At 70.8% G+C, this 25,292-nt stretch carries 18 protein-coding genes; 12 read left to right on the top strand and 6 right to left on the bottom strand.

From position 1 onward, the window contains the following. Nucleotides 1-11 precede the first annotated feature (11 nt). Nucleotides 12-1,151, bottom strand: a complete 1,140-nt coding sequence (gene sucC, locus ACSYGN_RS06900; RefSeq protein ID WP_460392904.1) for an ADP-forming succinate--CoA ligase subunit beta — start codon at nucleotides 1,149-1,151, stop codon at nucleotides 12-14. A gap of 179 nt (nucleotides 1,152-1,330) precedes the next feature. Between sucC and ACSYGN_RS06905 the strand changes: the two genes are divergently transcribed. The 4 genes from ACSYGN_RS06905 (at nucleotide 1,331) to ACSYGN_RS06920 (ending at nucleotide 8,372) form a co-directional block, all read left to right on the top strand. Next, a complete protein-coding gene (locus tag ACSYGN_RS06905; RefSeq protein ID WP_460392906.1) occupies nucleotides 1,331-3,100 on the top strand; it encodes a thiamine pyrophosphate-binding protein in 1,770 nt (589 codons plus the stop codon). Between the two features lie 11 nt (nucleotides 3,101-3,111). Continuing rightward, complete coding sequence (gene frc, locus ACSYGN_RS06910; RefSeq protein ID WP_460392908.1) at nucleotides 3,112-4,389, top strand: formyl-CoA transferase; 1,278 nt, start codon at nucleotides 3,112-3,114, stop codon at nucleotides 4,387-4,389. 4 nt (nucleotides 4,390-4,393) lie between these two features. Beyond that, complete coding sequence (locus ACSYGN_RS06915; protein WP_460392910.1) at nucleotides 4,394-6,526, top strand: acetate--CoA ligase family protein; 2,133 nt, start codon at nucleotides 4,394-4,396, stop codon at nucleotides 6,524-6,526. Between the two features lie 436 nt (nucleotides 6,527-6,962). Then, the gene (locus ACSYGN_RS06920; RefSeq protein ID WP_460392912.1) at nucleotides 6,963-8,372 is read left to right on the top strand and encodes an OFA family MFS transporter; all 1,410 of its coding nucleotides are present in this window, start codon (nucleotides 6,963-6,965) and stop codon (nucleotides 8,370-8,372) included. 115 nt (nucleotides 8,373-8,487) lie between these two features. Here ACSYGN_RS06920 and ACSYGN_RS06925 read toward each other — a convergent pair whose 3' ends face one another. From ACSYGN_RS06925 to ACSYGN_RS06940, 4 genes are all read right to left on the bottom strand, one after another. Then, nucleotides 8,488-9,165, bottom strand: coding sequence for a GntR family transcriptional regulator (locus ACSYGN_RS06925; RefSeq protein WP_460392914.1), 678 nt, complete (start codon nucleotides 9,163-9,165; stop codon nucleotides 8,488-8,490). Between the two features lie 194 nt (nucleotides 9,166-9,359). Further along, nucleotides 9,360-10,307, bottom strand: coding sequence for a beta-ketoacyl-ACP synthase III (locus ACSYGN_RS06930; protein ID WP_460392917.1), 948 nt, complete (start codon nucleotides 10,305-10,307; stop codon nucleotides 9,360-9,362). A 169-nt stretch (nucleotides 10,308-10,476) separates the two neighbouring features. After that, complete coding sequence (locus ACSYGN_RS06935) at nucleotides 10,477-10,611, bottom strand: MFS transporter small subunit (protein WP_460392919.1); 135 nt, start codon at nucleotides 10,609-10,611, stop codon at nucleotides 10,477-10,479. Then, a complete protein-coding gene (locus tag ACSYGN_RS06940) occupies nucleotides 10,580-11,929 on the bottom strand; it encodes an OFA family MFS transporter (RefSeq protein ID WP_460392921.1) in 1,350 nt (449 codons plus the stop codon). Before ACSYGN_RS06940 ends, ACSYGN_RS06935 begins: the two co-directional genes overlap by 32 nt. A gap of 288 nt (nucleotides 11,930-12,217) precedes the next feature. Here ACSYGN_RS06940 and ACSYGN_RS06945 point away from each other — a divergent pair, with 288 nt between their 5' ends. The 6 genes from ACSYGN_RS06945 to ACSYGN_RS06970 all read left to right on the top strand — a co-directional run bounded on the left by ACSYGN_RS06945 (nucleotide 12,218) and on the right by ACSYGN_RS06970 (nucleotide 20,985). Further along, nucleotides 12,218-13,189: a 2-dehydropantoate 2-reductase gene (locus tag ACSYGN_RS06945; RefSeq protein ID WP_460392923.1), complete on the top strand. Its 972-nt coding sequence runs from the start codon at nucleotides 12,218-12,220 to the stop codon at nucleotides 13,187-13,189. Next, nucleotides 13,186-15,120, top strand: a complete 1,935-nt coding sequence (locus ACSYGN_RS06950; protein ID WP_460392925.1) for a molybdopterin oxidoreductase family protein — start codon at nucleotides 13,186-13,188, stop codon at nucleotides 15,118-15,120. Before ACSYGN_RS06945 ends, ACSYGN_RS06950 begins: the two co-directional genes overlap by 4 nt. Nucleotides 15,121-15,125: 5 nt before the next feature. Then, nucleotides 15,126-17,003, top strand: coding sequence for an NADH-ubiquinone oxidoreductase-F iron-sulfur binding region domain-containing protein (locus ACSYGN_RS06955; RefSeq protein ID WP_460403272.1), 1,878 nt, complete (start codon nucleotides 15,126-15,128; stop codon nucleotides 17,001-17,003). Continuing rightward, nucleotides 17,000-17,860, top strand: coding sequence for a 2Fe-2S iron-sulfur cluster-binding protein (locus ACSYGN_RS06960; RefSeq protein ID WP_460392927.1), 861 nt, complete (start codon nucleotides 17,000-17,002; stop codon nucleotides 17,858-17,860). Before ACSYGN_RS06955 ends, ACSYGN_RS06960 begins: the two co-directional genes overlap by 4 nt. 7 nt (nucleotides 17,861-17,867) lie before the next feature. Next, a complete protein-coding gene (fdhD, locus tag ACSYGN_RS06965; RefSeq protein ID WP_460392929.1) occupies nucleotides 17,868-18,716 on the top strand; it encodes a formate dehydrogenase accessory sulfurtransferase FdhD in 849 nt (282 codons plus the stop codon). Between the two features lie 397 nt (nucleotides 18,717-19,113). Continuing rightward, a complete protein-coding gene (locus ACSYGN_RS06970; RefSeq protein ID WP_460392931.1) occupies nucleotides 19,114-20,985 on the top strand; it encodes an exo-alpha-sialidase in 1,872 nt (623 codons plus the stop codon). Nucleotides 20,986-21,017: 32 nt separating this feature from the next. Here the strand turns inward: ACSYGN_RS06970 and ACSYGN_RS06975 are convergent, their stop codons facing one another. Continuing rightward, entirely contained in the window at nucleotides 21,018-22,073 is a 1,056-nt protein-coding gene (locus tag ACSYGN_RS06975) for a bile acid:sodium symporter family protein (protein ID WP_460392933.1), read from the bottom strand. 137 nt (nucleotides 22,074-22,210) lie between these two features. Between ACSYGN_RS06975 and ACSYGN_RS06980 the strand changes: the two genes are divergently transcribed. After that, the gene (locus ACSYGN_RS06980; protein WP_460392935.1) at nucleotides 22,211-23,095 is read left to right on the top strand and encodes a LysR substrate-binding domain-containing protein; all 885 of its coding nucleotides are present in this window, start codon (nucleotides 22,211-22,213) and stop codon (nucleotides 23,093-23,095) included. A gap of 240 nt (nucleotides 23,096-23,335) precedes the next feature. Further along, nucleotides 23,336-25,162 (top strand): AMP-dependent synthetase/ligase, encoded by a 1,827-nt coding sequence (locus tag ACSYGN_RS06985; RefSeq protein ID WP_460392937.1) that lies wholly within the window; start codon nucleotides 23,336-23,338, stop codon nucleotides 25,160-25,162. The last annotated feature ends 130 nt before the right edge of the window (nucleotides 25,163-25,292 follow it).

Here is a 25,292-nt window from a genome sequence, read left to right on the forward strand (position 1 = left end):
GTCCCGGCTCCTCAGGCTGTGTGGGCGAGTTGGGCGAGTTCGGCGGCACGGCGGGCGGCGCCGTCCATGGTGGGCATCTGTTCGACCAACGGGTGTGCTCGCCGGTCGAGGACGGCACGGCCCTCCGCCGCGTTGTTGCCGTCGAGCCGTACGACCAGCGGTTTGGTCAACCGGACGGTCTCCAGGGCCCGTACGATGCCGTCGGCCACGGCGTCGCAGGCGGTGATGCCGCCGAAGACGTTGACGAACACCGACCTCACAGCCGGGTCCGAGAGGATCACCGAGAGGCCGTCGGCCATGACCTGCGCGGAGGCTCCGCCGCCGATGTCCAGGAAGTTCGCGGGGCGCGCGCCGCAGCCCGCGATCACGTCCAGGGTCGACATGACCAGGCCCGCGCCGTTGCCGATGACGCCGACCTCGCCGTCCAGCTTCACGTAGGTGAGGCCCTTGGCGGCTGCGGCGGCTTCCAGCGGGTCGGCCGCCTCCTCCGCCTCGTCTCCCCAACGGGTCTGGCGGAAGCGGGCGTTGTCGTCGAGGGTGACCTTGCCGTCGAGGGCGACGATACGGCCGTCGGTGGTGCGTACCAGCGGGTTGACCTCGACGAGGAGCGCGTCCTCGCCGGTCAGTACGTTCCAGAGCCTCATCAGGACGTCGGCGGTGCGCGGGGGCAGGCCCGCCGCCTCCGCGATCTCGGCGGCCTTCGCCGAGGTGACACCGCGCGCCGGGTCGACGGGGATGCGCGCGACCGCGTCCGGCCGGTTCGCGGCGAGTTCCTCGATCTCCGTACCGCCCTCCGCGGAGGCGATCGCGAGGAAGCCGCCCGCCGCTCGGTCGAGGACGTAGGAGACGTAGAACTCCCGGTCGATGTCGACGGGTTCGGCGATCATCACCTTGGCGACCCGGTGCCCTTTGATGTCCATCCCAAGGATCTGACGTGCCGTCAGTTCGGCGGCGGCCGGGTCCGCGGCGAGTTTGACGCCGCCCGCCTTCCCGCGCCCGCCGGTCTTCACCTGGGCCTTGACGACCACGCGTCCGCCGAGAGCGCGCGCGATCTCGCGGGCCTCCTTGGCCGAGTCGGTGACCTCGGCCCTCGGTACCACGATGCCGTGTGCTGCGAAGAGTTCCCTTGCCTGGTGCTCGTACAGGTCCATTCCGGCTCCTGAGTCGAAAGTGCCGCACGCCCCCTGGACACCACCCACCGGATGCGGGATAACAAGCTTCATACAGTATTCGTCGACTGTATGCAATGTACCAAAGGGTCCATGAGCCCGACCCGCGCACCAACCCGCGAAACCACCTCCATCCCCTACGAAAGGGACAGGACTTCGCCATGCCCGACGACACCAGGGACGGCACCAGCAACGGCACCAACAACCACACCAGGGACGACACCCGGGCCGGCACCCGGCACAGCGCCCACGCCCGCACCGACGACAACCTGATCTCCGGCGGCCATCTCGTCGCCAAGGCGCTCAAGGCCGAAGGCGTCGACCGCATCTACACGCTCTGCGGCGGCCACATCATCGACATCTACGACGGCTGCGTCGACGAGGGCATCGAGGTCGTCGACGTGCGTCACGAGCAGGTCGCCGCGCACGCCGCCGACGGCTGTGCCCGGATCACCGGGAAGCCGGGCTGCGCGGTGGTGACGGCGGGGCCGGGGACCACCGACGCCGTCACCGGGGTCGCCAACGCCTTCCGTGCGGAGTCCCCGATGCTGCTGATCGGCGGCCAAGGCGCCCTGACCCAGCACAAGATGGGGTCTCTCCAGGACCTGCCGCACGTCGACATGATGTCCCCGATCACCAAGTTCGCGGCCACCGTCCCCGACACCGCCCGCGCCGCGGACATGGTGTCGATGGCGTTCCGTGAGTGCTACCACGGCGCGCCGGGGCCGTCGTTCCTGGAGATCCCGCGCGATGTGCTCGACGCGAAGGTGCCCGTGGACAAGGCCAGGGTGCCCCGGCCCGGCGGCTACCGCGCCTCCACCCGCTCGGCCGGCGACCCCGAGGCCGTGGAGCGCCTCGCGGACCTGCTGACGCACGCGGAGAAGCCCGCGATCCTGCTCGGCAGCCAGGTGTGGACCACTCGCGGCACCGCGGCGGCCATCGAACTGGTCCGCACCCTCAACATCCCGGCCTATATGAACGGTGCCGCGCGCGGCACCCTGCCGCCCGGCGACCCGCACCACTTCCAGCTCTCGCGCCGCTATGCCTTCTCCAACGCCGACGTCATCGTGATCGTCGGCACCCCCTTCGACTTCCGCATGGGCTACGGCAAACGCCTCTCCCCCGACGCAACGGTCGTGCAGATCGACCTCGACTACCGCACCGTCGGCAAGAACCGCGACATCGACCTCGGCATCGTCGGGGACGCGGGGCTCGTGCTCAGGTCGGTGGCGGAGGCGGCCTCCGGGCGGCTGAACGGCGGTGCGGCACGACGCAAGGAGTGGCTGGAGGAGCTGCGCGCCGCCGAGCAGGCCGCCCTCGACAAACGGCTGCCGCAACTGCGGTCGGACGCCTCGCCGATCCATCCCTACCGGCTGGTCAGTGAGATCAACGACTTCCTCACCGAGGACTCGATCTACATCGGCGACGGCGGCGACATCGTCACCTTCTCCGGGCAGGTCGTGCAGCCCAAGTCGCCCGGCCACTGGATGGATCCGGGTCCGCTGGGCACCCTCGGCGTCGGCATCCCCTTTGTGCTGGCCGCCAAGCAGGCACGACCCGACAAGGAGGTCGTGGCACTGTTCGGCGACGGCGCGTTCTCGCTCACCGGCTGGGACTTCGAGACGCTGGTGCGCTACGACCTCCCCTTCGTCGGCATCGTCGGCAACAACTCCTCGATGAACCAGATCCGTTACGGGCAGGCCGCCAAGTACGGCAAGGAGCGCGAGCGGGTCGGCAACACCCTCGGCGACGTGCCGTACGACAAGTTCGCCCAGATGCTCGGAGGCCACGGTGAAGAGGTCCGCGACCCCGCCGACATCGGTCCCGCCCTGCGCCGCGCCCGCGAGTCGGGCAAGCCCTCGCTGGTCAACGTCTGGGTCGACCCGGACGCGTACGCCCCCGGAACCATGAACCAGACGATGTACAAGTGAGGTGAACGCCCATGACCGCCAACGCACTTGAGCGTCAGCCGAGCAATGGCCGAGCCCGGCGCGGCAAGGCGCTCGACGGCATCCGCGTCCTCGACATGACCCACGTCCAGTCCGGGCCGTCCGCGACCCAGCTGCTGGCCTGGCTCGGCGCGGACGTCGTCAAACTGGAGGCGCCGACCGGCGACATCACGCGGGGGCAGCTGCGGGATCTGCCGGACGTCGACTCGCTCTACTTCACGATGCTCAACTGCAACAAGCGCAGCATCACCCTCAACACCAAGACGGAGCGCGGCAAGCAGCTGCTGACCGAGCTGATCCGGCGCTCTGACGTCATGGTGGAGAACTTCGGACCGGGCGCGGTGGACCGGATGGGTTTCACCTGGGACCGCATCCAGGAGATCAACCCCCGGATCGTGTACGCCTCCATCAAGGGGTTCGGGGACGGCCCGTACACCGCCTTCAAGGCGTACGAGGTCGTCGCGCAGGCGATGGGCGGCTCGATGGCGACCACCGGCTTCGAGGACGGGCCGCCGCTGGCGACGGGCGCGCAGATCGGGGACTCCGGGACCGGTGTTCACACCGTCGCGGGCATCCTCGCGGCCCTCTTCCAGCGTGAGCGGACCGGGCGCGGCCAGCGTGTCAACGTGGCCATGCAGCACGCCGTGCTCAATCTGTGCCGGGTCAAGCTGCGCGACCAGCAGCGCCTGGCGCACGGCCCGCTCGCCGAGTACCCCAACGAGGACTTCGGCAGCGAGGTGCCCCGCTCGGGCAACGCATCCGGCGGCGGCCAGCCCGGCTGGGCGGTCAGGTGCGCGCCGGGCGGGCCCAACGACTATGTGTACATCATCGTCCAGCCCGTCGGCTGGGAGCCGATCACCCGGCTCATCGGCCGTCCCGAGCTGGCCGCGGACCCCGAGTGGGCCACCCCGAAGGCGCGGCTGCCGAAGCTGAGCAAGATGTTCCAGCTGATCGAGGAGTGGTCCTCGACGCTGCCCAAGTGGGAGGTGCTGGAGCGGCTCAACGCGCACAACATCCCCTGCGGGCCGATCCTTTCGACCGAGGAGATCATCCGGGACGAGTCGCTGGTCGCCAACGAGATGGTGGTGACCGTCCCGCACCCCGAGCGCGGCGAGTTCGTCACCGTCGGCAGCCCGATCAAGCTCTCCGACTCCCCTGTCGTCGTGGAGAGTTCGCCGTTGCTGGGCGAGCACAACGAGGAGATCTACGTCGGCGAACTCGGCCTCGGCGACGAGGAGTTGCGCCTGCTGAAGTCGAGCGGGGTGATCTGAGGTGATGGCCGAGGACCGAATGCTGCGGGTGCGTGCCCTGCTCGACTCCGTGCGGGCCGCCGGGCGCACCGCGCTGACCGCGCCCGAGGGCAAGGTGATCGCCGACGCCTACGGGATCGCCGTGCCCGGCGAGGAGCTGGCGAGGGACGTCGACGAGGCGGTGGCGTACGCGGCGCGGTTCGGCGGGCCGGTGGTGATGAAGATCGTCTCGCCGGACATCCTGCACAAGACCGACGCCGGCGGGGTGGTCGTCGGGGTGGAGGGCGCGGGCGAGGTGCGGGCGGCGTTCCACCGGATCGTGGAGAACGCGCGCGCCTACGACGCGGACGCCCGGATCGAAGGCGTACAGGTGCAGGAACTGCTGCCGCGGGGGCAGGAGGTGATCGTCGGGGCGGTCACCGATCCGACGTTCGGGAAGATCGTGGCGTTCGGGCTCGGCGGGGTGCTGGTCGAGGTGCTGAAGGACGTGACGTTCCGGCTGGCACCGGTGGACGCCGACGAGGCGCTGTCGATGCTGGATTCGATCCGGGCGGCCGAGGTGCTGCACGGGGTGCGTGGGCAGGCGGGCGTGGACAGGTGGGCATTGGCCGAGCAGATCCGGCGGGTGTCCCAACTGGTCGCGGATTTCCCGGAGATCGCCGAGGTGGACCTCAACCCAGTGATCGCCACGGCGGACGGCGCTGTGGCCGCCGACGTCCGGGTCATCCTCGCCTCCGAACTGCCGCCGCCGCGGCCGACGTACACCCGGGAGGAGATCCTCACCTCGATGCGCCGGCTGATGCAGCCGTCGGCCGTCGCCGTGATCGGCGCCTCCAACGAGGCGGGGAAGATCGGCAATTCGGTGATGCGCAATCTCGTCGACGGCGGCTTCGCCGGGGACATCCATCCGGTGAATCCGAAGGCCGACGACATCCTCGGCCGCAAGGCGTACAAGAGTGTCACCGACGTCCCGGGCGACGTGGATGTGGCGGTTTTCGCGATCCCCGCCAGGTTCGTGCCCGCGGCGCTGGAGGAGGTGGGGCGCAGGAAGATCCCCAACGCCGTGCTGATTCCCTCCGGGTTCGCGGAGACCGGCGAGCACGAACTCCAGGCGGAGATCGTGGAGATCGGACGGCGGCACGGGGTGCGGCTGCTCGGGCCGAACATCTACGGCTACTACTCCACCTGGCAGGATCTGTGCGCCACGTTCTGCACGCCGTACGACGTCAAGGGCGGGGTGGCGCTGACCTCGCAGTCCGGCGGCATCGGCATGGCCGTCCTGGGCTTCGCGCGCACCACGAAGACCGGGGTGTCGGCGATCGTCGGGCTGGGCAACAAGTCGGACCTCGACGAGGACGACCTGCTGACCTGGTTCGGTGAGGACCCGCACACCGAGTGCGTGGCCATGCATCTGGAGGACCTCAAGGACGGGCGCGCGTTCGTCGAGGCGGCGCGCAGGACCGTGCCCAGGAAGCCGGTCGTGGTGCTGAAGGCGGGCCGTACGGCGGCCGGGGCGCGGGCGGCCGGTTCGCACACCGGGGCGCTCGCGGGCGACGACGCGGTGTACGACGACATCCTGCGGCAGGCCGGCGTGATCAGGGCGCCGGGGCTGAGCGACATGCTGGAGTACGCGCGCGCCCTGCCCGTGCTGCCGACGCCGCAGGGCGACAACGTCGTGATCATCACCGGCGCCGGCGGCAGCGGTGTGCTGCTGTCCGACGCGGTGACCGACAACGGCCTGTCGCTGATGGAGATCCCGCCGGACTTGGACGAGGCGTTCCGCAGGTTCATCCCACCCTTCGGGGCCGCGGGCAATCCGGTGGACATCACCGGGGGCGAGCCGCCGTCGACGTACGAGGCGACGATCCGGCTCGGTCTCGAGGATCCGCGTATCCACGCGCTGGTCCTCGGCTACTGGCACACCATCGTCACTCCCCCGATGGTCTTCGCCGAGCTCACCGCGCGTGTGGTGGCCGAGTTCCGCGAACGGGGCGTGCACAAGCCGGTGGTGGCGTCCCTGGCGGGCGATGTGGAGGTCGAGGCCGCCAGCCAGTACCTGTACGAGCGGGGCGTGGTGGCCTATCCGTACACCACGGAGCGGCCGGTGGCCGTGCTCGGTGCGAAGTACCGCTGGGCGCGGGCGGCAGGGGTCCTGTGATGCCTGGGGCCGGCTCACGATCGGCCGGGGGTCCGGGGGTTGTCCCCCGGGCGAAACACCGCCCGCTGGGCGCGGGCGGCGGGGTTGCTGGGCGGTGGTTCATGAGGTGAACGACCGCCGGGGCGGCCGACGGTGCGCGTCGGCCGGCCCCGGGAGCGTGCGCGCACGCCCGAGAGGGAGCCGCAGGGGAGGCACATGGCACCCCGGCGGCGACCGGGCAGTCGAAAGGGCAATGGACAGGGGGCGCTGGCCAGGACTTTCGAACGCAAGGGGTGCAGAGCAGGTATGTCAACGACCGGCTATTCGAGGTCCGTCCCCGTCAGGGAGGTGACGGACCGCAACGGCCGCGTGTTCCGGATCGGCGCGAGCGATGTCGATACGGAACGTCCGGCGCATCGTCCCGACCCGCACCCGCACGGCGAGGAGATGGCGTGACATGAGTGCAGAACCCATGGCTACGAACAGCTCGGCGGCCGGTGCAGGTGCCGCGAACCGTCCCTACCGCGAGGTGACCGACGCGCACGGCCGCGTCTACCGGGTCGGGGAGACCGACCGGGACATCCTCGGCCACTCGCGCAGTCTCATGGTGTACCTGCCGTGGGTCGCCATGATGGCGATCAGCGTCTTCGAGTACGCGTACGGCTCGGCGGAGGACACCCTGTCCCAGGCGCACGGCTGGACGCAGAGCAACACCTTCTGGATCCTCAGCGTCTGGGTGTTCTTCCAGGCGGGCGTGGCCTTCCCGGCGGGCTGGCTGCGGGAGCGGGGCATCCTGACCGCGCGCCGGGCGATGCTCACCGGCTCGGCCATGTGTCTGGTGGGCTTTCTCGCCCTGTCGCATCTGAGCAATGTGCTGCTGGCGATCCTCGGCTTCGGTGTGATCGGCGGCCTCGGGGCCGGGCTGGTGTACGCGACGTGCATCAACATGGTGGGCAAGTGGTTCCCCGAACGGCGCGGCGCGCGCACCGGGTTCGTCAACGGCGGCTTCGCGTACGGCTCGCTGCCCTTCATCTTCATCTTCAACTACGCGTTCGACACGGGTAATTACCACAGGGTGCTGGATCTGATCGGCTGCTACATCCTGGTCGTGGTGCTGGCCTCCGCGTTCTTCTTCAAGGACCCGCCGAAGAACTGGTGGCCCGCGCACATCGACCCGCTCGTCCACGCGGGGCACACCGAGCACTCGGCGGGGCCCGCCAAGAACCCGCCCGCCGTACGGCAGTTCACGCCGAAGGAGGCCATCCGTACGGGGATGCTCCCGCTGATGTGGATCTCGATCGTGATGACCGCGGGTGTGTCGATCTTCGGGATCTCCTTCCAGGTCGACTACGCCAAGGATCTGGGCTTCGGGCCGCTGGTCGCGGCGTCGTCGATGGGTGTCATGGCGGTCGTCAACGGCTTCGGGCGGCCCACCGTGGGCTGGGTGTCGGACCGGCTGGGCCGCAAGAAGACGCTGGTGTTCGTGATCGTCGTCCTGGGTCTCGCGCAGTTCGGGGTGATCTGGGCGGGCGACATGAAGAGCGAGTGGCTGTTCCTGTTCTTCGCGTTCCTGTCCGGCTTCGGCGGCGGCGCCTTCTACCCATTGTTCGCGGCGCTCACCCCGGACTACTTCGGGGAGAACTACAACGCCACCAACTACGGCCTGGTCTACAGCGGCAAGCTGATCAGCGGGCTGTTCGGCGGCGGCCTCGGCTCGATGGTGGTGGCGTCCTGGGGCTACAACGGGGCGTACGCGCTGGCCGGCGGTGTGTCGATGGTCGCGGCGGCGGTCGCCCTGCTGCTGCGCCAGCCGGGCCGTGGCAAGGGCGTCACCGGAACGGACGGACAGGCGGCCGCCGCGATGTGACGGCCTGACGCCCGCTCACCACACCGTTGTGGCCGACTGACGGTCCGTCGTGAGCTCGGCTCCCCCTGCGATCATGCCGATGACCGCAGGGGGAACACCTGTATGCCGCACGGGTTCAGGATGTGGCCCGGGCGTGATAGGAGCGGCGGGTGTGCTCGGTGTGCTCCCGCATCAGGCTGGTGGCGCGCGACTCGTCGCGGTCGGCGATGGCGGCGATCAGCTCGCGGTGTTCGATCCAGGACTGGTTGCCGCGCTGCCGGGCCACCGGGGTGTAGTACCAGCGCACCCGGCGGTCGACCTGGGCGGCGAGTCCGGCGAGGACGGTGTTGCCCGCCAGCTCCATGATCTTCGTGTGGAAGAGGGCGTTGAGGGCGACGGCGCTCTCCACGTCGTCCGCCTCGACGGCCTTCTCCCCCTCCGTGCAGAGCTGCCGGAGCACCTCGATGCCGGGGCTGCCGGCGTTGGCGGCGGCGAGCCGGGCGGCCTCGGCCTCCAGGAGTGTGCGCACGGTGAGCAGTTGGTCGGCCTCCGCCTCGGTCGGCTCGTGCACGAACGCGCCCTGCGCGGGCCGCAGATCGACCCAGCCCTCGGTGTTGAGCCGCTGGAGCGCCTCACGGACCGGCTGGCGCGAGACGCCGAGATGCCCGGCGAGTTCGCTCTCGACGAGATGCTGGCCGGGTTGGAGGGCGCGGGTGGTGATGAGTTCGAGCAGTGCCTCGTAGACGCGGTCACGCAGCGGGCCGGGGCGTTCGAGCCTGGGCACCGCACCCTGCGGCAGTCCTGTCGACAACATCGTCCCCTCCTGGGCGGTACCGGGCGGGCAGCCGTAAGACCAGTATCGATTGTCTTTCGTCTACAGTCTACGGCGCCCGGCGCGCCAGGGCAGCACGGGGTATGACGCGTCACACCGCCCGTCCGCGCAGGTCAGCGGGGTCAGCGGGGTCAGCGGGGTCAGCGGGGTCAGCGGGGTCAGCGGGGTCAGCGGGGTCAGGGACAGCGCACGACCTGTCCGGCGTACGACAGGTTCCCGCCGAATCCGAACAGCAGGACCTGGTCGCCGGAGGAGATCTCACCCTGTTCGACGAGCTTCGACAGGGCGAGCGGGATGCTGGCGGCGGAGGTGTTGCCCGACTCAGTGACATCGCGCGCCACGACGGCGTTCACGGCGCCGATCTTCCCGGCGAGGGGCTCGATGATCCGCAGGTTCGCCTGGTGCAGGACCACAGCGGCCAGTTCCTCGGGTGCCGTACCGGCGAGTTCGCAGGCGCGGCGGGCGAGCGGCGGCAGTTGGGTAGTGGCCCAGCGGTAGACGCTCTGCCCCTCCTGGGCGAACCGCGGCGGCATGCCCTCGATGCGCACCGCCTGCCCCATCTCGGGCACCGAGCCCCACAGCACGGGCCCGATGCCGGGCCCCTCGCCGGGAGCGGCGGCCTCGACCACGGCGGCGCCCGCTCCGTCGCCGACCAGGACGCAGGTGGTGCGGTCGGTCCAGTCGGTTACCTCGGACATCTTGTCGGCGCCGATGACCAGGGCGCGGGTGGCGGCACCGGCGCGCACGGCGTGGTCGGCGGTGGCGAGGGCGTGCGTGAAGCCGGCACAGACCACGTTGATGTCCATCGCGGCGGGCCGCGGAATGCCGAGCCGGGCGGCGACGCGGGCGGCGGTGTTCGGGGAGCGGTCGATCGCGGTGGAGGTGGCGACCAGGACCAGGTCGATGTCGCCGGGCGCGAGGCCCGCCGCGGCGAGCGCCTTGGCGGCGGCGTGCGCGGCGAGTTCGTCGACGGGCTCGTCGGGGCCCGCGATGTGGCGGGTGCGGATGCCGACCCGGCTGGTGATCCACTCGTCGCTTGTGTCGACCATGCCTCTCAGGTCCTCGTTGGTGAGCACCTTGGCGGGCTGGTAGTGGCCGACTGCGGTGATCCGCGAGCCGTTCATCGGGGGCCTCCGTCATGCCGTGGTCAGCGGGACGGCCCCAGTCTGATCAGTGACTCACGGGTACGACGGGTGGTGAGGGCACAGGAAACGGGCGCCCGTGTTGTCAGCTTCCCTCATGCCGTCGGACGCCCGAGTATTCCCTGTCACGTCCGGGTGTCACGTCCTGGTGTCACCCGGTGAACAACTTCGCCGCCTTCTGTACCAGTTCGTACACCCCGTAGGCCAGCGGCGCGCCCACCCACAGCCAGGCGAAGGCGATGAGGGGCCGGCGGTCAGGCGGACTCGGGCTGCTGTCGTGCGACATCGGCGGCCTCCCTCGGCGGTACGGGGACATGGTGGCGGGGGTGGACGGGGCGGACGAACTCGTTGGCGACGAAGCCTACGAACAGCAGCCCGATCATGATGAGCAGCGACACTCCGTACAGCGCCGGGCCGTGCTTGCCCGCGGCCTCCTGGCGGTCGGCGATCCAGTTGACGATGAGCGGCCCGAGGACCCCGGCCGTCGACCAGGCGGTCAGCAGCCGTCCGTGGATCGCGCCGACCTGGTGGGTGCCGAACAGGTCCTTGAGATAGGCGGGCACGGTGGCGAATCCGCCGCCGTAGAAGGAGAGGATCACGAGCGTGCACAGCACGAACAGCGGCTTGGAGGAGTCGCCGAACGCCGCGATCAGCAGGTACATCAGGGCGCCGACACCGAGGTAGAGGCGGTAGATGTTCTTGCGGCCGATCAGGTCGGAGGTGGAGGACCAGCCGATGCGTCCGGCCATGTTGGCGGCCGACAGCAGGGCGACGAACCCTGCGGCTGCCGAGGCGGAGACGGGAGCCGAGGAGGTGGCGAAGTAGTCCGTGATCATCGGTGCGGCCTTCTCCAGGATGCCGATGCCCGCGGTCACGTTCATGCAGAGCACGATCCACAGGCACCAGAACTGCGGGGTGCGCACGGCGTTGCGGGCGGACACCTGCGGCCCGGCGCCCGCCCCCACGACCGCCGCACCGGTGACGGTGGCGGTCGGCGGTTGGGTGCGCGGCACGCGGACCAGCAGCACGCCGAGCGACATGAACACCGCGTACGACAGCCCGAGTACGAGGAAGGCGAGCGCGATGCCGGAGTGGTCCGAACCGAAGGAGGCGAGCATCTGCGCCGACCAGGGCGAGGCGATCAGCGCACCGCCGCCGAAGCCCATGATGGCGATGCCGGTGGCCATGCCGGGCCGGTCGGGGAACCACTTGATCAGCGTGGACACCGGGGAGATGTACCCGATGCCGAGGCCGATCCCGCCGACGAAGCCGTAGCCGAGGACGATCAGCCAGTACTGCCGGGTCTGCGCGCCGAGGGCGGAGATGAGGAGACCGGAGCAGAAGCAGACCAGGGCGACGGTCATCGCCCAGCGCGGGCCGCGCCGTTCGACGAGTGTGCCGCCGAATGCGGCGGACAACCCGAGCATCACGATGGCCAGTTGGAACGGCAGCGCGCTCTGGGTGCCGCTGAGGTCGAGCGCGGATTCCAGGGGCGGTTTGAACACGCTCCAGGCGTAGGCCTGGCCGATGGAGAGGTGGACGGACAGGGCGGCGGGGGGAACCAGCCAGCGGCTCCAGCCGGGCGGGGCTACAGGGGGGCTCATGGATCCCGCACGGTAGGCAGCGGGCAGGTAGTTGAAAAGCGTCCTGTCGACCGTATGCGGTGAGCGGTATGCACGCTGCGGTGAACGGTCGTACGTCACAAGGTAATTGATCGAACGTCAAGAGCCGAACGGCCTTTGCATGGACCCTTGTCGACCCCACCGCCATACTGTAGACAATATTCAGTCGACACCGCTCGACACTGCTCGGCGAAGTTCCTCGAAGTCCCTCAAAGCCCCCAAAAGTCCCCCGAAGTTCCTCGGTACCCTCAACCGAACGGAGCTCCTTTCGTGAAAGTGGCAGTCCTCGGCGCCGGTGCGATCGGCGCCTACGTCGGCGCCGCACTGCACCGCGCGGGCGCCGATGTGCATCTCGTCGCCCGTGGACCGCATCTGGCGGCCATGAGGCAGCACGGCGTCCGGGTGCGCAGCCCGCGCGGCGACTTCACCGCCCGCGCGCACGCAACCGACGACCCGGCCGAGATCGGCCCGGTCGACTTCGTCTTCCTCGGCCTGAAGGCCAACTCGTACGCGGCGTGCGGGCCGCTGATCGAGCCCCTGCTGGCCGAGGACACGGCGGTCGTGGCCGCCCAGAACGGCATCCCCTGGTGGTACTTCCACCGGCACGGCGGCCCCCACGACGGGCACCGTCTGGAGAGTGTGGACCCCGGCGGCGCGGTCAGCGCGGTACTGGCGCCCGAACGGGCCGTCGGCTGTGTGGTGTACGCCGCCACCGAACTCGAAGCCCCGGGCGTCGTACGGCACTTGGAGGGCACCCGGTTCTCGGTCGGCGAGCCCGACCGCAGCGTCTCGGCGCGCTGTCTGGCGTTCAGCGACGCCCTGCGCGCGGGCGGCCTCAAGTGCCCGGTGGAGCCGGAGCTGCGCGGCGACATCTGGGTCAAGCTGCTCGGCAACATCTCGTTCAACCCGATCAGTGCCCTGGCCCGCGCGACCATGCGGCAGATGTGTCTGCACGGCGGCACCCGCAAGGTCATCGAGACCATGATGCGCGAGACGCTCGCCGTCGCCGAGGCCCTCGGCTGCGAGGTCGGCGTCTCCGTCGAACGGCGGCTCGCGGGCGCAGAACGCGTCGGCGAGCACCGCACCTCCACGCTCCAGGACCTGGAGCGCGGCAAGCCGCTGGAGCTCGACGTGCTGCTCGCGGCCGTGATCGAACTCGCGGAGATCACCGGCGTGGAGGTGCCCACCCTGCGCACCGTGCACGCCATCTCGGACCTGCTCGCGCTGAGGAGCGTCGCATGACGAAGCGTCAGCACCGCGACCGTGAACCGAAGACGTACACCCGGCTCATCCGCCCCCTGGTGCGCGCCTGTCGTGACGAGCCGTTCCGGGAGGCGACCTGGGCGGAGGCCCTGGACCGCACTGCACGTGAACTGGCGGCGGCGCGGGGTGCGTTCGGGTTGTTCTCCTGCTCCCGCGCCACCAACGAGACCAACTATGTGGCGCAGAAGTTCGCCCGGGTCGTGATGGGGACCCACAACGTCGACTCCTGTAACCGCACCTGTCATGCGCCGAGCGTCGCCGGGCTGTCGGCGGCGTTCGGCTCGGGCGGCGGGACCTCGTCGTACGAGGAGGTCGAGCACACCGATCTGATCGTGATGTGGGGCTCCAACGCCCGCTTCGCGCACCCGATCTTCTTCCAGCACGTCCTCAAGGGCATCAGGAACGGCGCCCGGATGTACGCCGTCGATCCGCGCCGTACCTCCACCGCCGAGTGGGCGGAGAGCTGGCTCGGGCTGAACGTCGGCACGGACATCGCCATGGCGCACGCGATCGGCCGGGAGATCATCCACGCCGGTCTGGTCAACGAGGCGTTCATCGAGCGGGCGACGAGCGGCTTCGAGGAGTACCGGGCGCTGGTCGAACCGTGGACGCTGTCGCTCGCCGAGAAGGTCACCGGGGTCCCGGCGGCCGCGATCCGGGAGTTGGCGCATGCCTACGGCCGCGCCGAGCGCGCCCAGTTGTGCTGGACCCTCGGCATCACCGAGCACCACAACGGCACCGACAACGTCCGCGCGCTGATCAACCTGGCCCTGCTGACCGGCCATGTCGGCCGCTACGGCTCGGGGCTCCAGCCGCTGCGCGGGCAGAACAACGTGCAGGGCGGCGGCGACATGGGCGCCATCCCCAACAAGCTGCCCGGCTTCCAGGACATCCTCGACCCGCAGACCCGGCTGAAGTTCGAGTCCGCCTGGGACACCGCGATCGAGCCGCACTACGGGCTGAACCTCACGGAGATGTTCGAGGCGATGGGGGACGGCACGATCCGGGCCGTCTACTGCATCGGCGAGAACCCGGCGCAGTCGGAGGCGGACAGCGAGCAGACCGTACGACGGCTCGCCGGGCTCGACTTCCTCGTGGTGCAGGACATCTTCCTGACCCGGACGGCCGAGCTGGCGCATGTCGTACTGCCCGCCACCGCCGGCTGGGCGGAGACCGACGGCACCACCACCAACAGCGAGCGGCGCGTCCAGCGGGTTCGGCGGGCCGTGAACCCGCCCGGTGAGGCGCGTGAGGACATCGACATCCTGTGCGACCTCGCCGCCCGGCTCGGCCACGACTGGAAGTATGCCGACGCGGAGGCCGTGTGGAACGAGCTGCGCTCGGTCTCCCCGGACCACTACGGGATGACGTACGCCCGCCTCGACGAGCACCAGGGCATCCAATGGCCCTGCACCAGCACCGAGCGTCTCGAACCGGCCTTCCTGCACGGCAGGTTGTGGGAGCGGAACCCCGAGCAACGGGGCCCGGCCGCGCCGTTCGGGATGGTGCGGCACGATCCGCCGGTCGACCTCACCGACGAGGAGTACCCGATCCGGCTGACCACCGGACGGCGGCTCGACTCCTACAACACCGGTGTGCAGAGCGGCGGTTTCGCCTCCCCGCTGCGGCGCGGCGAGTACGTCGAGCTGAGCCCTGAGGACGCCGAGCGCTACGGCGTCGTCGTCGGCGAGGAGGTGCGGGTGAGCTCGCGGCGCGGCTCGGTGCGGGCGCCGGTGTGGATCGACACCGCGCTGCGGCCGGGCCTGGCCTTCATGACGTTCCACTTCCCGGACGAGGTGGACACCAACCAGCTGACGATCGAGGCCAATTGCCCGATCGCCGGCACGGCGGAGTTCAAGGCGTCCGCGATCCGCATCGAGAAGCTGCCGGTTGTGACCTGGGTGGGGTGACGTTGATGGATCTGCGCTTCGGCGACAGCAAACCGACCGACGACGAACGGGCCGCCGTGGACGCCCTGTTGGGCCCCCCGGAGTCCGCCTGGGAGGGCGCCGACCGCTCGGACGCGGACCTCAGGTGGGCCAGGGGCGGCCGGGAGGCCCGCGAACGGCGCGATCTGCTGCTGCCGGGGCTGCACGCCATAAACGACCGGGTCGGCTGGATCAGCGACGGCGCCCTCGGCTATCTGTGCCGCCGTCTCACGGTGCCGCCCGCGGAGGCGTACGGCGTCGCCTCCTTCTACGCCATGTTCTCCGTCCGCCCGCGCCCCGCGACCGTGCTGCATCTGTGCACCGACCTGGTTTGCAAAGCGGCCGGTGCGGACGCGCTGTGCGACTCCGCCGAGGCCCGGCTCGGCCCCGGCAGCGGAGTCACCGTCGAACGCAGCCCCTGTCTCGGCCTGTGCGAACGCGCCCCGGCCGCCCTCGCGATCAAGGCGGGCGACCCGGTGCGCACGGCGGTGTCCGCACCGGCGACCGCCGAGAGCGCCGTACTCGCCGCGACATCGCCCGGATCGGCGCCCCAGGAGCCGCCCGCCGCCCACGCCGTCCCGCAGGCCGGGCGGCCTGGGCGGTCCGGGCGCCCCGGGCAGCCCGGGCAGCCCGGGCAGCCCGGGCACGACGAGCTGATCCTGCTGCGCCGCATCGGTGTCGCCGATCCGGCGAGCCTGGACGACTACCGCGCCCACGGCGGCTACGCGGCCCTGCGCCGCGCCTTCCACCTCGGCGCGGGCGGCGTCATCCGCGAGATCACCGACTCCGGTCTGATGGGGCGTGGCGGCGCCGCCTTCCCCACCGGCCGCAAATGGCAGGCCACCGCGACCCAGCCCGGCCGCACGCACTACCTGGTGTGCAACGCGGACGAGTCCGAGCCGGGCACCTTCAAGGACCGGGTGATCATGGAGGGCGACCCGTATGCGCTGGTCGAGTCCATGACCATCGCCGGGTTCGCCACCGGCGCGCACCGCGGCTACCTGTATCTGCGCGGCGAGTACCCGCGGGCGCTGCGCCGTATGGAGCACGCCGTGGCGCAGGCGAGGGCACGCGGGCTGCTCGGCGACGACGTCCTCGGCCAGGGCTACGCCTTCGACATCGAGATCCGGCGCGGCGCGAACGCGTACGTCTGCGGTGAGGAGACCGCGCTGTTCAACTCGGTCGAGGGCTTCCGGGGCGAGCCCCGCTCCAAGCCGCCGTTCCCCGTCGAGCACGGCCTGTTCGGGAAGCCGACGGTCGCCAACAACGTGGAGACGCTGGTCAATGTGCTGCCGGTGATCACGATGGGCGCGCAGGCCTACGCGGCAATCGGGACGCCTGGCTCCACCGGGCCCAAGCTGTTCTGCGTCTCGGGCAGCGTGGCGCGGCCCGGGGTGTACGAGGTGCCGTTCGGCGCGACGCTGGGCGAGGTACTGGCCCTGGCCGGGGTGCGGGACGGGCTGCGGGCGGTGCTGCTGGGCGGCGCGGCCGGGGGGTTCGTCCGGGCGGACGAGCTGGACATCCCGCTCACCTTCGAGGGCACCCGGGAGGCGGGGACCACGCTCGGCTCGGGGGTCGTGATGGCCTTCGACGATACGGTGCCGCTGCCCCAACTGCTGCTGCGGATCGCGGAGTTCTTCCGCGACGAGTCGTGCGGGCAGTGTGTGCCGTGCCGGGTCGGGACGGTGCGCCAGGAGGAGGCGCTGCGCCGGATCGCCGAGCGCACCGGGGCGGCGGCGGCCGGTGACATCGCGTTGCTGCGGGAGGTGGGCCGCGCGATGCGGGACGCCTCGATCTGCGGGCTGGGGCAGGCCGCGTGGAACGCCGTGGAGTCCGCCGTCGACCGTCTGGGGGCGTACGCATGACCGCGATACCGCTCGGAGTACCGCGCCGGCTGGTGGAGTTCACCCTGGACGGGCAGCAGGCCCGGGTCCCGGAGGGGTCGACGATCCTCGACGCCTGCCGGGCCGCCGGGAAGGACGTGCCGACTTTATGCGAGGGCGACACCCTGCGCCCGAAGAACGCCTGCCGGGTCTGTGTCGTCGAGGTCGAGGGCGCCCGCACCCTGGTCCCTGCGTGCTCGCGCACGGCGGAGCCAGGGATGGCCGTGCACACGGACACCGAGCGCGCCCGGCACAGCCGCAAGGTCGTTCTGGAACTGCTCGCCTCCTCCGTGGATCTGTCGACGACACCGCGGGTGGCCGGGTGGCTCAAGGAGTACGAGGCGAAACCCGGCCGCTTCGGCCCGGACGCGGCCCGGCTGAACGAGGAGCCGAAGGCCGACAACGACCTGTATGTGCGCGACTACGGCAAGTGCATTCTCTGCTACAAGTGCGTGGACGCGTGCGGGGACCAGTGGCAGAACACCTTCGCCATCTCCGTCGCGGGCCGCGGCTTCGGCGCCCGGATCGCCGCCGAGCACGACGCGCCGCTGCCCGACTCGGCGTGCGTGTACTGCGGCAACTGCATCGAGGTGTGCCCGACCGGGGCGCTGTCGTTCCGGTCGGAGTTCGACATGCGCGCGGCGGGTACCTGGGACGAGTCGGCGCAGACCGAGACGACGACCGTGTGCGCGTACTGCGGAGTGGGCTGCAATGTGACGCTGCACGTGCAGGACAATGAGATCGTGAAGGTCACCTCGCCGCACGACAGTCCGGTGACCCACGGGAACCTGTGTATCAAGGGCCGATTCGGCTACCAGCACGTACAGAACCGGGGCTGATCAGGACATGGGACGAGTCACGGAACGACGCAAGGTGCTCCGCATCCGGGGCGGTGCCGTCTCCACGCGGGCCGACACGCTCGTCGCCGAGGAACCCCTGGAGATCCGGCTGAACGGCAAGGCGCTCGCGATCACCATGCGCACCCCGGGCGACGACTTCGCGCTGGCCGCCGGGTTCCTGGTCAGCGAGGGCGTGCTGGGAGCGGTGGGCGACCTCCAGAACATCGTGTACTGCGCGGGTGCAACGGTGGACGGGGCCAACACGTACAACGTGGTGGACGTGCGGACCGCGCCGGGGGTGGTGATACCGGACATCACGCTGGAGCGGAACGTCTACACCACCTCGTCGTGCGGGCTGTGCGGCAAGGCGAGCCTGGACGCAGTCCGTACGACCGCCCGCTGGCCGATCGCCGACACTCCCCCGGTCCGGATCGACGCCGACCTGCTCGCCCGCCTCCCCGACCGGCTGCGGGCGGCCCAGCGCGTCTTCGACCGGACCGGGGGTCTGCACGCCGCCGCGCTGTTCACCGAGGAGGGCGAGCTGATCGACATCCGGGAGGACGTCGGCCGGCACAACGCGGTGGACAAACTGGTCGGACGGGCCCTGCAGAACGGGGAGCTGCCGCTGTCGCGGACCCTTCTGCTGGTGTCCGGGCGGGCCTCGTTCGAGCTGGCGCAGAAGGCGGTGATGGCCGGCATACCCGTGCTGGCCGCGGTCTCGGCGCCCTCCTCGCTCGCCGTCGACCTCGCCGCCGAGGCAGGTCTGACGCTGGTGGGCTTCCTGCGCGGCACCTCCATGAACGTGTACGCGGGCGAGGAGCGTCTCGCTCTGCGGACCGCGGCCGCCCAGGGCTGAGGCTCCGCTCCCGCGGCACGGGCGGCGGGGCTCCGACGGCGGGGAGCGCCCCCTGCGCCGCACCGGGGCCCCGTCGTGTCGCCTTCGGCGGGATCGGACGTACCCGGGAGGGTGTTTCGCCCCCGCCGCCCCTTCCCGTCCCGTCACGGGGGCTCCGCCCCCGTACCCCCGCTCCTCAAACGCCGGAGGGGCTGATTTCAGCCCCTCCGGCGTTTGAGGACGAGGCCCGAAGGGCCGACAGCGGGGGTCTGGGGGCGCAGCCCCCAGGGACGGGAACGGGAAGGGGCGGCGGGGGCGAGAACCCGGTGGGCGCCCGTGCCTTGTGAGGCGAGGAACTCCCAACTACGTTCCTCTGTCTCGTGTCCTTGTGTCCCGAAGCGTGAAGGGCAGGTCGCACATGCCGTTACGCGTCCGCGCACGACTGAGAACCGTCCTGGCCGCCGTCCTCACGGCGGCCGCGCCGTTGAGCGTGCTCCCGCACCCGGCGCACGCTCAACCCACCTCCCCCGCAGCCGAGTTCACACAGCAGATCCTCTTCAAGGCGTCCCAGGACCCCGGCTACGCCTGCTTCCGCATCCCGGCGATCGTGAAGACCTCCGACGGCACCCTGCTCGCCTTCGCCGAAGGGCGGGTCCTCAACTGCGGGGACGCCGCCGACATAGACGTCGTGCTCAAGCGGTCCACCGACGGCGGCCGCACCTGGGGCCCGCTGACCGTGGTCAACGAGGGCGCCGGTGACACGCACGGCAACCCCGCGCCGATCGTCGACCGGGAGACCGGGCGGATCCTGCTGGCCGAGACGTACAACACGGGCCGTACGGACAGCGCCAGTTGCTCCGTCCCGTGCGATCGCACCCCGCATCTCCAGTACAGCGACGACGACGGGCTGACCTGGTCCGCGCCGCGCGATCTGAGCGACGAGATCCTGCCCCCGGCCTGGAACTCCTGGTACGCCACCGGCCCCGTGCACGGACTCCAGCTGAGCCGCGGCAAGCATGCCGGACGCCTGGTGTTCGGCGTCAACACCGAGACCTGGGACGGCAGCCGCATCTCCGCGAACCACGCCGCGCTGATCGTCAGCGACGACCACGGCGGGCACTGGCGGGCCGGGGCCACCGACAGCCGGCCGATCGCCGCCGACGGCACCTTCCGGCAGAAGCCGTCCGAACTCACCCTCACCGAGCGCTCCGACGGCACCGTGCTGGTCAGCGGCCGTGAGCAGGACGGCACCGACCTCGGTCACCGCACCCAGGCGGTCAGCCGGGACGGCGGCGACAGCTTCACCGCCCCGTTCCGCGATCTGCCCGATCTGTACGCCCCGCAGGTGCAGTGCGCCACCCTTCGGCTCGGCGGGCGCATCCTGCTGTCCTGCCCGGGCGACCCCGACCGGCGCCGGACCATGATGATCCGCTCCTCCTACGACGGCGGACGCACCTGGGACAGCGTGGACCGCGGCACCGTCGTCACCACGGACTGGTCCGGCTACTCCGACATGGCCCGGATCGACGGTGACACGGTGGGCCTGCTGTACGAGGGCGGCGCGGTCGACGCCCGCGACGAGATCCGCTTCGCCCGCTTCACCACCGACTGGCTCACCCCGCGCCGCGGCCCCGATCCGACGACCGCCGATCTGGCCCGGCGTGCGAGGCCGGCGGCGGTGCTCGGGGGCGCCGCCGAGACCGCGGGCGTGAGCGGCGGCGCACTGGAGTTCGACGGGGTCGACGACGCCGTACGGCTGCCGTACAGCGACCGGCTGCCGCTCGGGACGAAGGACTTCACGGCGTCGCTGTGGTTCCGGTACTCAGCGACGAGTGGGGAGCAGCCGCTGCTGTGGATGGGCGGGATCGGCACCTCGCAGCCGCAGGTGTGGCTGCGCGCCGAACCCGCGAACAACCGCGTCCAGGGCCTGATCACCGTACGGAACGGGGCGTCGGCGCCGCAGAGCGCGTTCGTCCGCACCAGCGGGGCGTACAACGACGGCGAGTGGCACCGTCTGGCGCTGCGGCGCGGCGGGGGTGAGCTGAGCCTGTTCCTCGACGGCACCCGGATCGGCACCGCCGATGTGCCCGGCTCCGTGAGCCGCAACTCGCCGTTCGGTGTGCACATCGGGCAGCGGATGGACAGCCAGGCGTTCTTCACCGGTGCGATCGACGACGTGCACGTCTGGGACCGCGCCCTGAGCGACACGGAACTGTCCGGCGGACAGCAGCCGTCGGCCGACGGGACCGTGCTGTGGCTGCCGCTCGACCAGGTGCGCGGCGGCCACTGACCCCCGCCTCAGACGCGCCGCCGAACCCCGCGTCAGCGGGACGAGGTCGGTGTGCCGACCGAGGTTCCCGGCGCCGCGCCTGATGACGGCGGCGCCGGGAACCGGTCGTCCTCCTGGGCCTCCGGGTCCCGTGCACGGCGCTTGGCGATGACCGCGCACACCATGAGCTGCATCTGGTGGAACAGCATCAGCGGCAGCACCGCGAGGGACGCCTGCGCGCCGAACAGCACACCGGCCATGGGCAGCCCGGAGGCGAGGGACTTCTTGGAGCCGGCGAACTGGATGGCGATACGGTCCTCGCGGCCGAACCCCATCGCCCTCGCGCCGAACCAGGTGAGGGTGAGCATCACACCCAGCAGGACGGCCTCGACGACGAGCAGCCCGCCGAGCCGCGCGGGACTCACCCGGTGCCATATGCCCTGGACCATGCCCTCGCTGAACGCGGTGTAGACGACGAGGAGGATCGAGCCCCGGTCGACATAGCCGAGGACCTTCTTGTGCCGCTGCACGAAGCCGCCGATCCAGCGGCGCAGCACCTGCCCGGCGACGAACGGCACCAGCAGCTGGAACACGATCTTGACCACCGAGTCGGTGGAGAAGCCGCCGCCGCTGTTGCCGAGCAGCACGGCCGCGAGCAGCGGGGTGACCACGATGCCGACCAGCGAGGAGAAGGAGCCCGCGCAGATCGCGGCGGGCACGTTGCCGCGGGCGATCGAGGTGAACGCGATCGAGGACTGGACGGTCGACGGGACGAGGGTGAGGAAGAGCAGACCGGTGTAGAGGTCGTGGGAGAGGAACACCGGGACCAGGCCCCGGGCGGCGAGGCCGAGCAGCGGGAAGACCACGAAGGTGGCGGCGAGCACCGTGATGTGCAGCCGCCAGTGCTTGAGCCCCTCCAGGGCCTCATGGGTGGAGAGCCGGGCGCCGTAGAGAAAGAAGAGAAGGGCGATCGCGGCGGTCGAGGCACCGGAGGCGATGTCCGCGCCGGTGCCGCGCGCCGGGATCAGCGCGGCGACGCCGACGGTCCCGATCAGAAGCAGGATGTACGGGTCGATCGGCAGCCACTTCGGCAGACGCAGGCGTTTCACGGTGCTCCACTTGCTTCCTGGGCAGGGGTGCCCCGTCTCATGGTCCTCCTCACCGAGGTGATCGGGAATCCGGTACGCCGCTCTGACTGTCATCGACATTCGTGATGACCGGCCCCCGTCCGGTTATCGTGGGCGGTGTGTACGACCCCGCCCACCTGCGCACCTTCCTCGCGGTGTCACAGACGTTGAGCTTCACCCAGGCCGCGCGGCGGCTCGGGCTGCGGCAGTCGACGGTGAGCCATCATGTGCGGCGCCTGGAGGAGGCCACCGGACGGCGGCTGTTCTCCCGGGACACGCACTCGGTGGAGCTGACCGAGGACGGCGAGGCGATGCTCGGCTTCGCCCGGCGCATCCTGGCCGTGCACGAGCAGGCGTCGGCGTTCTTCACCGGGACCCGGCTGCGCGGCCGTCTCCGGTTCGGCGCGTCGGAGGACTTCGTGCTGACCCGGCTGCCGGAGATCCTGGAGGGCTTCCGCTACGACCATCCGGAGGTCGACCTGGAGCTGACGGTGGAGCTGTCCGGCACCCTGCACGAGCAACTGGCCGCCGGGAAGCTGGACCTGGTGCTGGCCAAGCGCCGCCCCCAGGACCCGCGCGGGGAGCTGGTGTGGCACGACCGGCTGGTGTGGATCGGCGCGGAACGGCTGCGGCTGGACCCGGAACGGCCGGTTCCGCTGATCGTCTTCCCGCCGCCCGGGATCACCCGCGCGGTGGCCATGGAGGCATTGGAGCGGCAGGGGCGGCCATGGCGCATCGTGTGCACCAGCACCAGTCTCAACGGTCTGGTCGCGGCGGCGCGGGCCGGGCTCGGGGTGATGGCGCACTCACGGCGGCTGGTCCCGCCGGGTCTCGCACTGATGCCGGAGCGGGCCGGGCTGCCGGAGCTGGACCCGGTCGACTTCGTGCTGGTGCACGGGCGACGCCGGGCCGCGGCGCAGGAGGCGGCGGACGCGCTGGCGGCGGTCATCCTGGCGGGCGGCGACCGCCTGCACCGGCGGCAGACACCCCGCCTCGACGGGTGAGGGCCGTAATCAGGCCGTACAGATTCCGTGGAGATTACAGTCCCGAAACTTACCGGCCCGTAGGTAATCTGTCCGGCTCTTCCCCATGTGAGCGTATTTTCTGAACATAGGTGCGTCCGAACGTGAGCAATGCTCCGTTTCGCACCCCCTCCCGCACCGCCTGCCCGTGAGGTAGCTTTCACGGCGCTGTCCGGAGCGTGACCAGAAAGGCCCCCCGAGGGCTGGAAGCGGGGAGCGGGTTTGAGCGAGTTCACCAATCCTCCGTTGGTGTCGGCACCGCCGGTGGGCGGACTGGCCGATTCCGTGTTCCGGCATGCCGAGGAGGACCCGCTGCACATCGCGCTCGGCCGCAAGGACGAGTCGGGGCAGTGGCGGGACGTGACCGCCGCCGAGTTCCGCGACGAGGTGCTGGCGCTCGCGAAGGGCCTGCTGGCGCGCGGCGTACGCTTCGGGGACCGGGTCGCGATCATGTCGAGGACCCGCTACGAGTGGACGCTCTTCGACTACGCGCTGTGGACGATCGGCGCCCAGGTGGTACCGGTCTATCCGACCTCGTCGGCCGAGCAGTGCTTCTGGATGCTGCACGACGCACAGGTGACGGCGGCGATGGTCGAGCACGAGGACCACGCCATGACCATCGCCACCGTCATCGACCGCCTCCCCGGCCTCCGTGAGCTGTGGCAGCTGGACACCGGCGCCGTGCAGGAGCTGTACGAGGCGGGCGCCCATCTCGACGACGAGGTGGTGCACCGGCACCGGGAGGCCGTCACCCCCGACTCGACCGCCACCGTCATCTACACCTCGGGCACCACCGGCCGCCCCAAGGGCTGTGTCCTCACACACGGCAACTTCATGTACGAGGCGGACACCGTCATCGAGCGCTGGCAGCCGGTGTTCCGCTCCAGGAAGGGCGACGAGGCCGCCACCCTGCTGTTCCTGCCGCTCGCGCATGTCTTCGGCCGCATGGTGCAGGTGGCGGCGATCCGCGGCCGGGTGCGCTTCGGCCACCAGCCGCAGCTCAACGCCGCGGCCCTGCTGCCCGATCTCGCCGCGTTCCGGCCGACGTTCTTCCTGGCCGTGCCGTACATCTTCGAGAAGGTCTTCAACTCCGCCCGCCGCAAGGCCGAGAAGGAGGGCAGGGCGGGGGCGTTCGAGAAGGCCGTCGACGTCGCGGTGAACTACGCGGAGGCGCTGGAGGCCAGGGCATGGGGCCTCGGCCCCGGCCCCTCGGCGGGGCTGCGCATGCAGCACCAGTTCTTCGACAAGCTCGTCTACACCAAGCTGCGCGCCGCGATGGGCGGCCGCATCCGCAACGCCATGTCCGGCGGCTCGGCCATGGACCGGCGGCTCGGGCTGTTCTTCGCCGGCGCGGGTGTGCAGATCTACGAGGGCTACGGCCTGACCGAGTCGACGGCCGCCGCGACCGCCAACCCGCCCGAGCGCACCCGGTACGGCACGGTGGGGCAGCCCGTCCCCGGCGTCTCCGTGCACATCGCGGAGGACGGCGAGATCTGGCTGCGCGGCCCGAACGTCTTCCAGGGCTATCTCAACAACCAGAAGGCCACCGACGCGACCCTGCACGACGGCTGGCTCGCCACCGGCGACATCGGCGCCCTCGACGAGGACGGCTATCTCACGATCACCGGCCGTAAGAAGGAGATCCTGGTGACCTCCGGCGGCAAGAGCGTCTCCCCCGGTGTCCTGGAGGAGCGGGTGCGCGACCATCCGCTGGTCAACCAGTGCATCGTGGTCGGCAACGACCGCCCCTTCGTAGCCGCCCTGGTCACCCTTGACCCGGAGGCCGTCGAGCACTGGCTGATGATGCGCGACAAACGCCCGATGCCCCCGGTCCAGCTGGTCCGCGACCCGGACCTGGAGACGGAGGTGCGCCGCGCGGTGGTGGCCGCCAACACCCTGGTCTCCCAGGCCGAGTCGATCCGCACCTTCCGTATCCTCGCCCAGCCGTTCACCGAGGAGCACGGTCTGCTCACCCCGTCCCTGAAGCTGAAGCGCCGGGCGATCGAGAAGGCGTACGCCGACGAGGTCGAGGCGCTGTACGGGGCGTGAAGGAGCGAGGGGATGGGCAGGCGGGCTGAATTGCGCCGGGTCCGGCCGTCCGCCCGCCTTTCCGTGGCCTGTCCATGGCCTATCCATGGCCTATGCCTGGCCCATCCCCGGCCGATCCGCGCCCGATCCC

It is taken from the genome of Streptomyces sp. YIM S03343 (genome assembly GCF_054729195.1).